Consider the following 13,390-nt stretch of genomic DNA (forward strand, 5'->3'; position numbering starts at 1 on the left):
ACCAACAGTCAGGCGACACGCCCATGTCGTGCGACAACTTGACGAGCTTATTGAAAATGACTATCACTTCAGGTGGCAACCGAAAGCGCCTGGAAGGACGCGCATTGTGAAGATCTGTTTCGTCGGCAAGGGCGGTAGTGGCAAGACCACCCTGGCCGCCCTCTTCATCCGGCACCTCGCGGCCACCGCCGCCCCGCCCGAGGGTGGGCCCCCACCGCTGCTCGCCCTCGACGCCGACATCAACCAGCACCTTGCCGCCGCGCTCGGGGCTACCGATGCGGAGGCCACCGGACTGCCCGCGCTCGGCGACCACCTCGGCGAGATCAAGGACTACCTGCGCGGGGACAACCCCCGCATCACCTCGACCGCCGCGATGGTGAAGACCACACCACCCGGTCGAGGGTCACGGCTGCTCTCCGTCACCGGGATCAACCCGATCTACGACATGCTCTTCCGCGAGGTGAGCGACGTACGGTTGGCGGTGACCGGCCCGTTCGCCAGCGAGGACCTCGGGGTGGCCTGCTACCACTCCAAGGTCGGCGCGGTGGAACTGATCCTCAACCACCTGGTCGACGGACCCGGCGAGTACGTCGTCGTGGACATGACCGCCGGGGCCGACTCGTTCGCCTCCGGGCTCTTCACCCGCTTCGACGCGACCTTCCTGGTCTGTGAACCGACCCTGCGCAGCGTCGGCGTCTACCGGCAGTACGTCGGCCACGCCCGCGACTTCGGCGTCCGGGTGCACGTCGTCGGCAACAAGGTCGACGACGACACCGACGTCGAGTTCCTGCGGGCGCACGTTGGTGCCGACCTGCTCACCTGGATCGGCCGCTCGGGCTACGTCAAGGCCGCCGAGCGCGGCGCACCGCAGCCGATCGCCGCGCTGGAACCGGCCAACCGGGCCGCCCTCGAACTCATGCGCGACACCGTCGACACCGTCGACAAGGACTGGGCCACCTACACCCGGCAGGCGGTGGAGTTCCACCTGCGCAACGCCACCGCCTGGGCCAACGACCGGGTCGGCGAGGACCTCGCCGGTCAGGTCGACCCGGACTTCGTACTCGGGCCGGAACCGCTGGTCCGTTGATCCACACTGAAGGAGAGAAGATGTCCCTCGACGTATCCGCCGCTCTGTTGGAGCGGGCCGAGGCCGGTCAGGTCGACGACGCCGAGTTCGTCGACTGTGTCCGGCAGTCCCTGCCATACGCCTGGGCCGTGGTGTCCGACGTGGCGGACCGCTCACGCGGCACGATCGCCGACTTCGCCGACCACGCCGTACCGCCGCCGAGCGAGGCCGAGCGGGGCCAACTGCTGCGTGCCCTGGCCAGCGACGCGATCCGGGGCAGCCTGGAACGCCACTTCGGAGTGAAACTGGCCTTCCAGAACTGCCACCGGGTGGCCGCGTTCAGGCTCTCCGCAGTCGGTGGCGAGACCTACCAGCGGTTCATCTCACCGCTGGCCCAGGTACGTAACCAGTCACCGGAACTCCGCGACTGCTGAGGATGTACGGGCTCCTTCCTTTCCTGGAAGGAGCCCGTTCCTAATCCGAGAGCGCGGCGCGCAGCGCCCCCGCCAGATCCGGGTGCTGGAAGGTGAAGCCGGCCCGGTTCAGTACCCCCGGCAGGACCCGGGTGCTACTCAACGCCTCGACGGAGAACTCTCCCAGCAGGATCCGCAGTGCGATGCTCGGGATCGGCACGATTGCCGGCCGGTGCAGGGCGGCGGCCAGCTCCTTGGTGAACTCGGCGTTGGTGACCGGCGCCGGACCCACCACGTTGACCGGGCCGGCGATGTCCTCGCGGTCCAGCAGGAACAGCATCGCGTCGAGCCAGTCGGCCATCGACATCCACGGAATCCACTGCCGGCCACTGCCGAACCGCCCTGCGATGCCCAACCGGTACGGCAGCAGTTGCGGCTTCAACAGGCCACCGTCCCGGTGCAGGGGCAGGCCGGTGCGCAGCCGGACCACGCGTACCCCGGCGTCCTCGGCTGGCCCGGTCGCCGCCTCCCACACCCGACACAGGTCGGAGAGGAAGCCCTCGCCCGCCGGGGCGTCCTCCTCGACGGGCTGGTCGCCGGTGTCGCCATACCAGCCGACCGCCGAGGCGTTGAGCAGGGCCCGGGGCCGGTCGGCCGGGGCCAGGCCGGCGATGGTGCGGGCCAACGTGGTGGTGGTGTCGACCCGGCTCGACCGGAGCACGTTCTTGTAGTGGCTGGTCCACCGCTTGTCGCCAACGCCCGCGCCGGCCAGGTTGACCACCACGTCGACCCCGGCCAGGGCGGCTGGGTCCAGCTGCCCGGTCGACGGCTGCCACCGGACCTCGTCGGGGCGGGTCGCTGGCCGACGGACGAGCCGGACGATCTCGTGCCCGTCGGAGCGGAGACGGTCGACCAGCCGAGTGCCGAGGAAGCCGGACGCGCCGGCGGTAAGGATCCGCATGTCCGTATCTTCGCCCACGCCGTACCGCCGGCCCACGTCAGCACCGATAAACAAGCCGGGTCCGCGAGCGCGTCCTTCTCCACGGGTACGTCGGCAGAAGCCCGCAGGACGGGTGTTGTCTGTCGACGAGTCGCCCGCTCAATGATCGTCACGACGGATTCGGTGTTTTCATGTCCACAAAGCGGCTGCGGTGCGCGGGCCTGTTCGGAGTCCTCCTACTGGGTGCCGGTGGCCTGACCGTCGGCCTGCTCGGCCCTTCTCGAAGCTCGTCCGGCTCCACGTTGACAACGACATCGGTGCCGACACCGGGTGGGCCCGCCCCGTCCGCGTTCACCCCGGACGGGTCCACACCGGGCGGGTCCAACCCGGACGGGTCCACGCCGGGCGGGCCCACGCCGGGCGGGCCCGGCAATTCTCCGTCCCATCATCCGGTGCCACCACCGCCGGAGGTCAGTTACCCGCAGGTCGGCAGCGGGAAGTGGACGACCGCCACGGGACGTACCGCGATCCAGGGGCATGCCGGACGACTGATGCGATTCCAGGTAACGGTGGAGAAGGGGATCGTCGGCATCGACCCGCAGCAGTTCGCTGCGGAGGTGCTCGCCACCCTCGGCGATTCCCGTGGCTGGACGGCCGGCGGCCAGTTCCGGTTCCAGCGCGTGGGGCCGGGGGAACAGCGGGACTTCACGGTGCATCTGGCTACACCGGCAACTCGAGACGTCCTGTGTGGTGATGGGTACGACCGATACACCTCGTGTCGCAACGGTGCTCGGGTGGTACTCAACGTGGCCCGCTGGGCCAATGGCGTACCCCACTACGGTGTTGACCTCATCGCCTACCGCGCGTACCTGGTCAACCACGAGGTCGGGCACCGGCTCGGGCATGGCCACGAGTTGTGCCCGGGGAAGGGGCGGCCGGCACCGGTGATGCAGCAGCAGACGCTGGGCCTGCACGGCTGTGTCGCCAATCCCTGGGTGTATCTCGGCGGGCGCCGCCATTCGGGTCGGTCCGGCGCGTACGACGATCCGGTGCCGCAGGCGTGACCCGTTCGAATTTTCTTGGCGTACCGATAAACCGGTAGCCCTGGTCAGCATGTCTACCTTTCGGTAGCCATGGCGAAGGATGGGGATGCAGGCCAACTTCGAGGAGTTCGTGGTGGCGCGGGGCCGCGCCCTGCTCCGGTTCGCGTACCTGCTCACCGGCGACGGGTATCTCGCCGAGGACCTGGTGCAGGAGGCCCTGCTGCGATCCCACCGGAGATGGTCTGCGGTGGAGCGCACCGACAACCCCGAGCCGTACGTGCGCAAGGCGATCTTGCACCTCTATCTGTCCTGGCGTAGACGCCGGTCGAGTACCGAGCTGTCGTACGCCGAACTGCCCGACCGGCCAGGAGCCGAGCAGCCACCTGATGCCGTCGTGGAACGGGACGCGATGTGGCTGCTACTGCGGCAACTGCCGCGCACGCAACGGGCCGTTGTCGTGCTGCGCTATTACGAGGATCTTTCCGACGCCGACATCGCCGTGTTGCTCGGCTGCGCCAAGGCGACGGTACGGGTCCACGCGTTCAAGGCATTGGCGAAGCTGCGCGCCGCGCTGGCGACGCAACCGGCGGTCATGGGAGTCCGTCATGAGTGATCTCGAACAACTCCTCCAGCAGTCGCTGGCCCGGCATGCCGACGAGGCACCGTCCAGCGGTCAGCTTCTGAGCCGTCTCCAGGTACGGACTCGCCAACGGCAGCGACGGCAGATGATGGCGCTCGCCGCCGGCCTGACCATGGCGCTCTGTGTACTGGTCGTAGGCGTGCAGCGGTGGCCCGATGGGCCGGACCATGCCGTGGTGTACGAGCCGGCCGTCGCCCCCGTCGCCCCCGTCGAGTCGTCATTGTCGTCATCGGGTGTACCGTCGCCGGGCGCGTCGGTGGCGTTGGTTCTACAGCCGGGTCCGCTGATGGTCGACGCCTTCCCGTTCACCCCGACCCGTGAGTTGCCCGGGTTGCAGCCGACGGTGCAACTCGTCGAGGGCGTACCCACGATCAGATATGACGGCCCGGAGGGCGGTGTGCACTGGGCGACCGTATCGGTCGGTGCCGTCGAGCCGAGGGGGATGAAGGGCGCAGCCCAGAGCTTCAAGGTGCGGGGGCGGACGGTCAACTACGTCTCTCTGCCACCTGGCGCGGAGGGGGAGTGGACGATGTGGTGGCAGGAGGGAGCAGCCCAGTGGATCACCGTACAGGGCTCTGCCACGGTCACCATCGACGATCTGCTCGGGTACGTGGAAGGCATGACTTCCCGCCCGATGCCGGTCGTCTCGCCGTTCACCTTCGAGTACGTGTCGGCCAACCTGACGGTCGACAGTGTCGCACCGTCGATGATCACGTTCCGGCCCGCCGACGCGCCGCCGGGTGCCGGCTTCGAGTTCGAGCTGGTGGTCCTGTTCGACGAGGCGTTTCCGACGGCGGCCGGCCGTAGCGTGCGGGTGGGGCAGCAGCGGGGTGTGCTCTACCAGGAGTCCGGCCACACCATTCTCTCGGTCCAACAGCCTGACCAGCGGGCCATCACCATCCAGTTGCCGTCGAACATCACGGTTTCGGAGCCGGATCTGTTTCGGTTCGCGGCCGGGATCCGCAGCACCCCGGCCGCCGTTCCTGGCAAAGGCTAGGACTGGGGCGGGGACGGGACTGGGACTGGAGAGAAGCAGCGCAGGCTCGGCAGGGACACCCGCGAAAGCGAGGGAGGGCGCACCAGTCCGCGGACCGGTGCGCCCTCCCTCGGCTTACGGGGTGGATCAGGCCAGGCCCAACTCCGCCTCGAAGTTGCCGGCCTCCAGCCGCTCCTTGATGGCGCTCAGGAAGCGGGCCGCGTCGGCACCATCGATGAGCCGGTGGTCGTACGACAGGGCCAGGTAGACCATCGAGCGCGGCACGATGACCTCACCCAGCTCGGGGTCGGTGATCACCACTGGACGCTTGACCACCGCGCCGGTGCCGAGCATCGCCGACTGCGGCGCGGGGACGATCGGGGTGTCGAACAGGGCACCCCGGCTACCCGTGTTGGTCAGCGTGAACGTCGCACCTGCGATCTCGTCCGGGCTGATCTTGTTGGTCCGGGTCCGCTCGGCCAGGTCGGCGATCCGCCGGGCCAGCCCGGCGAGGTTGAGGTCACCCGAGTTGTGGATGACCGGCACCATCAGCCCCCGGTCGGTGTCGACCGCGATGCCCAGGTGCTCTGCCTCCGGGTAGGTGATCGTCCCGGCGTCGAGGTCCATCCGGGCGTTGACCACCGGGTACGTCTGCAACGCCTCGATCGCCGCCAGCGCGAAGAACGGCATGAACGACAGCTTCACGCCGTGCCGCTGGAGGAAGGCGTCCTTGGCCCGTGCCCGCAGCTGCGCCACCTTGGTGACGTCCACCTCGATGACGGTGGTCAGCTGTGCCGTCTCGTGCAGCGACTCCTGCATCCGCTTGGCGATGACGGCCCGGATCCGGGGCAGCTTCTCCGTACGACCCCGCATCGGGCTCGGCTGCGGCTTGGCGGCCGGCTCCTTGGCTGCCGGGGCGGCCGGTGCCGCCGGCTTGGCGGCAGCCGCCTTCGCCTGCTGCGCCGCGTCCAGCACGTCCTGCTTGCGGATCCGACCGCCAACACCGGTGCCGTTGACCGTCGACAGGTCGACACCGTGCTCACCGGCGAGCTTGCGCACCAGCGGGGTGACGTAGCCGGCAGCGTCCTCACTGGTGGCCGGGGCCACGGCGGGAGCGGCGGCCTTGGCGGGGGCTGGCTGCGCGGCCTGCTCGGTGCGGGTCGGCTGACCGGACTTCTTGGTTGCCGGGGCCGGGGTGGCGTAGGACGCGCCCGGGGTGCTCGGCTTCGCCTCCGTCTTGGCCGGAGCGGCCGGCTTCGGAGCTTCGGCCTTGGGGGCCTCCGTCTTGGGAGCTTCTGCCTTGGGAGCTTCTGCCTTCGGAGCAGACGGCTGGGCCGGCTGCTCGGCCGGAGTGGCCCCGGCGGCACCGATCACGGCCAGCGCGGCACCCACCTCGGCGGTGTCGTCCTGCGCGACCTTGATCTCCAGCAGCGTGCCCGCCGCCGGAGAGGGGATCTCGGTGTCGACCTTGTCGGTCGAGACCTCCAGCAGCGCCTCGTCCGCCTCGACGGTGTCGCCGACCTCCTTGAGCCAGCGCGTCACCGTACCCTCGGTGACGCTCTCACCCAGCGCCGGCATCTTGACGACGGTGTGCTCGCCCCCAGCGGCCTCAGCGGCCGGGGCGGCGGCCGGTGCCGGCTCCTGCTTCGGTGCCGCCGGCTCCTCGGCGGCGGGCTTCTCCTCGGCGGCGGGCGCGGCGGGCTTCTCCTCGGCGGCCGGTGCGGCCGGCTTCTCCTCGGCGGCCTCGCCCTCACCGGCGATGACGGCCAGCTCGCTGCCGACCTCGGCGGTCTCGTCCTCGCCCACCACGATCCGGCTCAGCACGCCAGCCGCCGGGGACGGGATCTCGGTGTCGACCTTGTCGGTCGAGACCTCGAGCAGCGGCTCGTCGACCTCGACCCGGTCGCCCTCCTGCTTCAGCCAGCGCGTGACGGTACCCTCGGTGACGCTCTCGCCCAGCCGGGGCATGGTGACCGATACCGGCATGTTTCAAGACTCCTTCGTGGCCTTACCCGTCGTCCGACCGGTCAGCCGGACGACGCGGATGGTTTGGGCTCAGGCGTGTGCGTGCAGCGGCTTACCGGCCAGGGCCAGGTGCGCTTCGCCAAGCGCCTCGCCCTGGGTGGGGTGGGCGTGTACGAGCTGCGCCACCTCGGCCGGGTAGGCCTCCCAGTTGTAGATGAGCTGAGCCTCGGAAACCAGCTCGCCGACGCGCGCACCCACCATGTGGATGCCGACCACGGGACCCTCCTCGACCCGGACCAGCTTGACGAAGCCGGCGGTCTTGAGGATCTGGCTCTTGCCGTTGCCACCGAGGTTGTAGTTGTAGGTCTTGATCTTGTCCGCGCCGTACTGCTCCTTGGCCTTGGCCTCGGTGAGCCCGACGGAGGCGACCTCTGGGTCGGAGTAGGTGACCCGGGGAATACCCAGCTCGTCGATGACGGTCGGGTTCAGGCCGGCGATCTCCTCGGCCACGAAGATGCCCTGCTGGAAACCGCGGTGGGCCAGCTGAAGGCCGGGCACGATGTCGCCGACGGCGAAGACGTTGGGCACATTGGTCCGCAGCCGCTCGTCGGTCAGGACGAAGCCCCGGTCCATCTTGACGCCCTGCTCCTCGTAGCCGAGGTTGGCGGTGTTCGGGCCCCGGCCGACCGCGACCAGCAGCAGCTCGGCCTCCAGGGTCTCACCCCCGGCAATGGTGACCTTGACGCCGGTCTCGGTGCGCTCGACCTTCTCGAACGGCTTGCCGGTCTTGAAACCGATCTTGCGCTTGCGGAACGCCCGCTCCAGCGCCTTGGACGACTCCTCGTCCTCGGCCGCGATCAGCCGGGGCAGCGCCTCGACGATGGTGACGTCCGCGCCGAAGGAACGCCAGACACTGGCGAACTCGACGCCGATGACCCCGCCGCCGAGCACGATCGCGGAGGCCGGCACCCGGTCGAGGGTGAGGGCGTGGTCGCTGGTGATGACCCGCTCGCCGTCGACCTCCAGGCCGGGCAGGCTACGCGAGTAGGAGCCGGTGGCCAGGACGACGTTGCGGCCGGTGTAGCGGGTGCCGTCCACCTCGACGGTGTTCGGGGCGACCAGCTTGCCGGCCCCCTCCACCAGGGTGATCTTCGCGCCCTTGATCATGCCCTGGAGGCCCTTGTAGAGCCGGGAGATCACGCCGTCCTTGTAGGAGTTGACCCCCGCCATGTCGATGCCGACGAGTTCGGCCTTGACGCCGAACTGCTCGGACTCACGGGTCTGGTCGGCGATCTCCGCGGCGTGCAGGAGCGCCTTGGTCGGGATGCAGCCGTTGTGCAGGCAGGTGCCGCCGAGTTTGCCCTTCTCGATCAGCGCGACCGACAGGCCGAGCTGCACGGCCCGCAGCGCGGTCGCGTATCCGCCGCTGCCACCGCCGAGGATTACGACGTCGAAGGTTGCGCCGTTCGGCTCGCTCACAGTTATCTCCCAGGTCGCGTCGCTGCTAACGAGGGTCATGCCGGGGTAGGGGCATACTCGCCTCGGTCATCTTGTCACTTGCGCCGCGATGCCGCGCCACGAGGTGCCCAAGGACACGTCGACGGGACGTACGCTTGCCGCAGTCACATTCATGACGAGCGGTACGGACGACGGGGAGGAGAAGATCGGGTGGCCTGGTTCCGACGACGCAAGAAGGCAGGCGCCGCAGCGGGAGATCGGCCAGCGAATCGCGCCGATCTGGACCACCTTGAGCAGTTCGTCAGGTCGCGGCGAGGGGTGGAAGCCTTCATCGAGCCGCGTACCGCCGTGACCGAGACCACAGTGATGCTGGTCGCCCACGACGGGGAGTGGACCCGGCGGCGGATCGACGGGCCGGACGCCGCCCGGCGGTTCGCCCACCGGCTCGCCATTCCGGTCTACGACGTGGGGCTGGTCGGCTATCCGCAACGCTGGCGCGACTTCAACGAGCGCCGCAAGCGCCGCCCGAGCTGAACCGAGCCGAACCGAGCCGAACTGAGCCGAACTGAGCCGGACCGAGCCGGACCGAGCCGGACCGAGCCGGACCGAGCCGGACCGAGCCGAGTTCGTCACGCCACCGGTGTCAGGAAGGCCCCTTCCAAAGGCAGAAGGCGATAGAAGGGGCCCTTCCTGACCTCAGGCGTTGGCGGCGATGTCGTCGACCAGAGCGAGCAGGGTACGCACCGGCACACCGGTGCCGCCCTTGGTCCAGTGACCGGTCGGCTCGCCGGAGTGGTAGCTGGGGCCGGCGATGTCGATGTGCGCCCAGGACACCCCCTCGGCGACGAACTCGCGCAGGAACACGCCGCCCTGGAGCATGTGCCCGGCCCGGTCCATGCCGGCGTTGACCTGGGAGATGTCGGCCACGTCCGAGTCCATGCCCTTGCGCACGTCCTCCGGCAGCGGCATCGGCCAGGTCGGCTCACCGACCGCGTCACCGGCGGTCCGGACCCGCTCGATCAGTTCCTCGGTGCCCATCACCCCGGCGATGCGCTTGCCCAGCGCCACCACCTGACCGCCGGTCAGGGTGGAGGTCTCGATCAGGTAGTCGCAGCCGTCGGCGCAGGCCCGAGCCATCGCGTCACCCAGGATCATCCGGCCCTCGGCGTCGGTGTTGAGCACCTCGACCCGCTTGCCGTTGAACATGGTGACCACGTCACCTGGCCGGTACGCAGTACCGGAGACCATGTTCTCGGCCATCGGCAGGTAGGCGTGCACGGCCACGGCCGGCTTGAGCTCGGCGATCGCCAGCATCGTCGCGGCGACGGCGGCGGCGCCGGCCATGTCGGACTTCATCTCCCACATGCCCTGCGCCGGCTTGATCGACACACCACCGGTGTCGAAGGTGATGCCCTTACCGACCAGCGCGACCCGCTTGATGTCGGCGCCGTCCTTGCCGGCAGCCTCCGGCGTCGGCTCGTACGACAGCTTCACCAGCCGGGGCGGGGCGTCCGAGCCCAACCCGACGGCGAGGATGCCGCCGTAGCCACCAGCGGCCAACGCCGCCTCGTCGAGGACCTCGACGGTCAGCCCGGCCGCGCGGGCCGTCTCCGCGACCGCGTCGGCGAACGACGGCGGCCGTAGCTCGTTGGGGGCGGTGTTGACCCAGTCCCGGGTGAGCAGCACCGCCCGGGCCACCACCTGGGCACGGGCGATCTCGGCCTGGGCCGCCTGGTCGCCAGCGTCCGGCACGTGCACCGCCACCGAACCGACCGGCGGGCGGCGGGTCGGCTGCGGCTTGGTCTTGTAACCGGCGAACCGGTAGGTGCCCAGCAGTGCGCCCTCGGCAACCGCGCGCAGCGCCGCCGGAGCGTCAGCGTCGTCCGGCACCGGCAGGGTCAGCGCCACCTGCTCGGAGCCGGCCAGGGCCCGGATCACGGCGGCGGTGGCCCGGCGCAGTGTCTCCGGTGCCGGCGCGGCACCGGTCGGCTCGGGGCCCAGACCGACGGCCGCGACCAGCGGGGCGGTGACCGTACCCAGGGTGGCGAGCTTGACCACCTCGCCGTGGGAGCCGGTCGCGCCGAGCATGGCCAGGGTCTCGGTCAGCCGGCCGTCGAAGGCGGCGGCGATGCTCTCCGCGCCGGTGGCGAGTAGCAGCGTGCCGGCGAACCCGGCGGGGCCGGCATCAGAGCCGTCCGCAGCGCCGGTCCGGCTGTGCACGCCGATCACGATCGCGTCGACGGAAAGTTCGGCTGGGTCCGTGTCGACCAGGCTGAGGGTGGTGCTGGGCGATGTCACTCGGCGTCTCCGGCGGGCCTGGCCGGCCGCGTTCTGAGCGGTCCGGCGATGATGTTCTCCGGCGCAACCTACCCGCCGGACGCTGTGCTGTCCCGCCGACTGCCGGTCGGGGGATCCCGCCGATGCTAACCAGGTGGTAGATCCCCGGTAAGTTGCCACCCATGACCGACGTGACCGCCGCCGCTCCCACCGCCGCGCCGCTCCGCTCCCCGCTGCACGAGCGGCACGCGGAACTGGGCGCGAAGTTCGCCCCCTTCGGCGGCTGGCAGATGCCCCTGGAGTACGCCGGTGGCGGAGTGCTCGCCGAACACACCGCGGTCCGCACGGCGGTCGGCGTCTTCGACGTCTCCCACCTCGGCAAGGCGCGGGTGACCGGGACCGGAGCGGCCGAGTTCGTCAACTCCTGCCTCACCAACGACCTGGACCGGATCGGGCCGGGACAGGCGCAGTACACGCTCTGCTGTGACGACGCCACCGGTGGCGTCGTCGACGACATCATCGCCTACCGGTACGCCGACGATCACGTCTTCCTCATCCCCAACGCGGCCAACACCGCCGAGGTGGTACGCCGGCTGCGCGCGGTGGCACCGCAGTCGGTCACCGTCACCAACGAGCACGAGGAGTACGCCGTACTGGCGGTGCAGGGACCGCGCTCGGCCGACGTGCTGGACGCGCTGAAGCTACCCACCGGTCACTCGTACATGAGCTTCTCCACCGCCGCGTTCGACGGCACCGAGCTGGTGGTGTGCCGCACCGGCTACACCGGCGAGCACGGCTACGAACTGGTCGTACCGGCCGCTGCCGCGACCGCTGTCTGGGACGCGCTCTTCACCGCCGGTGAGCCGTACGGCATCCGGGCCTGCGGACTCGGTGCCCGGGACACCCTGCGCACCGAGATGGGCTACCCGTTGCACGGGCAGGACCTGTCGTTGGAGATCACCCCGGTGCAGGCCCGGTCCGGCTGGGCGGTCGGCTGGGACAAGCCGGCGTTCTGGGGACGCGAGGCGCTGCTCGCCGAGAAGGCGGCCGGGGCCAAGCGCACCCTGTGGGGCCTGGTGGCGGTGGAGCGGGGCATCCCTCGCCCCGGCATGAGCGTGTACGTCGGTGACCAGGTGGTCGGACAGGTGACCAGCGGCACCTTCTCGCCGACCCGCAAGGTCGGCATCGCCCTGGCGCTGCTGGACCGGGCCGCCGAACTCGGCGTCGACTCGCCGGTCGAGGTCGACGTACGCGGCCGGCGCTATCCGATGCGGGTGGTCCGCCCGCCCTTCGTCCAGCCCTCGGTGAAGTAACCATCCCCACGGGTCAGGGGTGGTTGCCGCCGTCCAGCACGGCCTGGGTCCAGCCACCCTCCACCACTCCGGTGCCGTCGAGCAGCGCCCAGTCGACCACGTCGCAGGTGTCGATCACGACCGGTTCGCCGATCCGTATCGTCGGGTCGGCGGCGGCGTCGCTGGCACTGACTCCGTGGATCCGGTCCGTGGTCGACCAGTCGGTCACCCCGGCCCACACGAACTCGGGCCCCTCCTCGGTGGGTAGCCCGTACTTGACCACCAGTTGCGCCTCGGCCGGTAGCCCACCGTCGAGGAAACGTTCGCGGATCTTGGGCAGGCCGCTGCGGGCGGTGGCGACCGCCCGAGCCATCGCGTCCCCGGGGCGGGCGTAGCGTACGTCCGACTGTGCGGCGGCGAAGACGGTCGCGCAGACCGCGGCGAAGTATCGACCCGCTGGTCCGTCGTGACCGCTGGGCGGGCGCAGACTCAGGAACGAGTCGGCCTCCGGGTCGGTGGCCGGGTCGAGTTCCAGGCGCAGCAGGGCGGGTCCGGTCGCGTCGTGCCGCTCCGGGTTGCCGTAGGCCACCGCGATGTCGTGTCCGGTGACGGCGGTCAGGACGGGCAACTGGACGAAGGCCGGGACCTCCTCGTCGGTCAACCCGTCCACCCAGGTACGCAGCAGCCGGCGGGCTGTCCCGGTCATCACCGCGCCCCAGGCCCGGGTGAGGTGTGCGGGAACTCCCTGGGCCTGCAACTCCAGCAGCCCGAACCGGCGCAGCCCCTTGGTGGTGAACCAGAGCCCCTCCTCGTCGGAGGAGTAGGGCACCAGCACCCAGTCGACCAGCCGCATCCGGCCCTCGTCGTCGGGCAGCGAACGCAGCGCAGTGGCCGGGTCGAGGAACTGTAGGCCGAACACGTCCACCAGGTCACCGCCGACGACCTCGGCCATCGCCGCGGCGACCGTACGAGCGGCCCATTCGTGGGCGGGTGGCCACCCGGGCCGGTAGGTGGCCTGGACGACCACGAGATCGGTGGCCGCCGCCAACCGGCCGAGCTGCTCCTCGGTGGCACCGAAGGCGGTGAGCAGGTCGGGCGGAAGGTGGGGGAATTCCGACACGGGTCGGGTGTCGACCGTCATCAGTGGGCTGTCGAGCATTTGCCGGGCGAGGTCGTGGACCGGGCCGGAGAGCCGTCCGGCCAGCGCCGCGACGGCCTGGGCCGGGGTGGTCCCGGGCACGGTCGAGGTGGGCACGAGATAGGTCGCGCTCAGCGTCTCCGGGACCGGGACGGGCAGGAAGTCGTCCGTGATGAGCATGT

12 protein-coding genes are annotated in these 13,390 nt (G+C 70.3%); 7 read left to right on the plus strand and 5 right to left on the minus strand.

The annotated features are described in order from the left end of the window. The first annotated feature begins 106 nt into the window (after window positions 1-106). Entirely contained in the window at window positions 107-1,087 is a 981-nt protein-coding gene (locus tag FHR38_RS23635; RefSeq protein ID WP_184536721.1) for an ATP-binding protein, read from the plus strand. 20 nt (window positions 1,088-1,107) lie between these two features. Beyond that, on the plus strand, window positions 1,108-1,500 hold the full coding sequence (locus FHR38_RS23640) for an SCO5389 family protein (RefSeq protein ID WP_184536722.1): 393 nt from the start codon (window positions 1,108-1,110) through the stop codon (window positions 1,498-1,500). A gap of 40 nt (window positions 1,501-1,540) precedes the next feature. Here the strand turns inward: FHR38_RS23640 and FHR38_RS23645 are convergent, their stop codons facing one another. Continuing rightward, complete coding sequence (locus FHR38_RS23645) at window positions 1,541-2,440, minus strand: TIGR01777 family oxidoreductase (protein WP_184536723.1); 900 nt, start codon at window positions 2,438-2,440, stop codon at window positions 1,541-1,543. A 170-nt stretch (window positions 2,441-2,610) separates the two neighbouring features. Between FHR38_RS23645 and FHR38_RS23650 the strand changes: the two genes are divergently transcribed. From FHR38_RS23650 to FHR38_RS23660, 3 genes are all read left to right on the plus strand, one after another. Beyond that, window positions 2,611-3,483, plus strand: a complete 873-nt coding sequence (locus FHR38_RS23650) for a DUF3152 domain-containing protein (RefSeq protein ID WP_184536724.1) — start codon at window positions 2,611-2,613, stop codon at window positions 3,481-3,483. Window positions 3,484-3,568: 85 nt separating this feature from the next. After that, a complete protein-coding gene (locus FHR38_RS23655) occupies window positions 3,569-4,075 on the plus strand; it encodes a SigE family RNA polymerase sigma factor (RefSeq protein WP_184536725.1) in 507 nt (168 codons plus the stop codon). Then, entirely contained in the window at window positions 4,068-5,099 is a 1,032-nt protein-coding gene (locus FHR38_RS23660; protein WP_184536726.1) for a hypothetical protein, read from the plus strand. The genes FHR38_RS23655 and FHR38_RS23660 overlap by 8 nt, the downstream gene beginning before the upstream one ends. 126 nt (window positions 5,100-5,225) lie before the next feature. Here the strand turns inward: FHR38_RS23660 and sucB are convergent, their stop codons facing one another. Both sucB and lpdA read right to left on the minus strand, forming a co-directional pair. Next, window positions 5,226-7,064, minus strand: coding sequence for a 2-oxoglutarate dehydrogenase, E2 component, dihydrolipoamide succinyltransferase (sucB, locus tag FHR38_RS23665; RefSeq protein WP_184536727.1), 1,839 nt, complete (start codon window positions 7,062-7,064; stop codon window positions 5,226-5,228). A 69-nt stretch (window positions 7,065-7,133) separates the two neighbouring features. Beyond that, complete coding sequence (gene lpdA / locus FHR38_RS23670; protein WP_184536728.1) at window positions 7,134-8,561, minus strand: dihydrolipoyl dehydrogenase; 1,428 nt, start codon at window positions 8,559-8,561, stop codon at window positions 7,134-7,136. A 150-nt stretch (window positions 8,562-8,711) separates the two neighbouring features. On the opposite strand from lpdA, the gene FHR38_RS23675 reads away from it, so the two are divergent. Further along, the gene (locus tag FHR38_RS23675) at window positions 8,712-9,035 is read left to right on the plus strand and encodes a hypothetical protein (RefSeq protein WP_184536729.1); all 324 of its coding nucleotides are present in this window, start codon (window positions 8,712-8,714) and stop codon (window positions 9,033-9,035) included. Window positions 9,036-9,197: 162 nt separating this feature from the next. Here the strand turns inward: FHR38_RS23675 and FHR38_RS23680 are convergent, their stop codons facing one another. Then, window positions 9,198-10,799: a leucyl aminopeptidase gene (locus tag FHR38_RS23680; RefSeq protein WP_184536730.1), complete on the minus strand. Its 1,602-nt coding sequence runs from the start codon at window positions 10,797-10,799 to the stop codon at window positions 9,198-9,200. Between the two features lie 161 nt (window positions 10,800-10,960). Here FHR38_RS23680 and gcvT point away from each other — a divergent pair, with 161 nt between their 5' ends. Then, the gene (gene gcvT / locus FHR38_RS23685) at window positions 10,961-12,091 is read left to right on the plus strand and encodes a glycine cleavage system aminomethyltransferase GcvT (RefSeq protein WP_184536731.1); all 1,131 of its coding nucleotides are present in this window, start codon (window positions 10,961-10,963) and stop codon (window positions 12,089-12,091) included. A gap of 13 nt (window positions 12,092-12,104) precedes the next feature. On the opposite strand, the gene FHR38_RS23690 is transcribed toward gcvT, so the two are convergent. Then, complete coding sequence (locus FHR38_RS23690; protein WP_184536732.1) at window positions 12,105-13,388, minus strand: DUF2314 domain-containing protein; 1,284 nt, start codon at window positions 13,386-13,388, stop codon at window positions 12,105-12,107. Window positions 13,389-13,390: the final 2 nt, after the last annotated feature.

Origin of the sequence: Micromonospora polyrhachis, assembly GCF_014203835.1 — a bacterium.
GTDB classification, from domain to species: Bacteria; Actinomycetota; Actinomycetes; order Mycobacteriales; family Micromonosporaceae; genus Micromonospora_H; species Micromonospora_H polyrhachis.

Excerpts from the sequence above, each read along its gene's own strand:
- FHR38_RS23640 (WP_184536722.1), top strand. The coding sequence starts at position 1,108 with ATGTCCCTCGACGTATCCGCCGCTCTGTTGGAGCGGGCCGAGGCCGGT.
- FHR38_RS23645 (WP_184536723.1), bottom strand. The coding sequence starts at position 2,440 with ATGCGGATCCTTACCGCCGGCGCGTCCGGCTTCCTCGGCACTCGGCTG.
- FHR38_RS23650 (WP_184536724.1), top strand. The coding sequence starts at position 2,611 with ATGTCCACAAAGCGGCTGCGGTGCGCGGGCCTGTTCGGAGTCCTCCTA.
- FHR38_RS23655 (WP_184536725.1), top strand. The coding sequence starts at position 3,569 with ATGCAGGCCAACTTCGAGGAGTTCGTGGTGGCGCGGGGCCGCGCCCTG.
- FHR38_RS23660 (WP_184536726.1), top strand. The coding sequence starts at position 4,068 with ATGAGTGATCTCGAACAACTCCTCCAGCAGTCGCTGGCCCGGCATGCC.
- sucB (WP_184536727.1), bottom strand. The coding sequence starts at position 7,064 with ATGCCGGTATCGGTCACCATGCCCCGGCTGGGCGAGAGCGTCACCGAG.
- lpdA (WP_184536728.1), bottom strand. The coding sequence starts at position 8,561 with ATGACCCTCGTTAGCAGCGACGCGACCTGGGAGATAACTGTGAGCGAG.
- gcvT (WP_184536731.1), top strand. The coding sequence starts at position 10,961 with ATGACCGACGTGACCGCCGCCGCTCCCACCGCCGCGCCGCTCCGCTCC.
- FHR38_RS23690 (WP_184536732.1), bottom strand. The coding sequence starts at position 13,388 with ATGCTCATCACGGACGACTTCCTGCCCGTCCCGGTCCCGGAGACGCTG.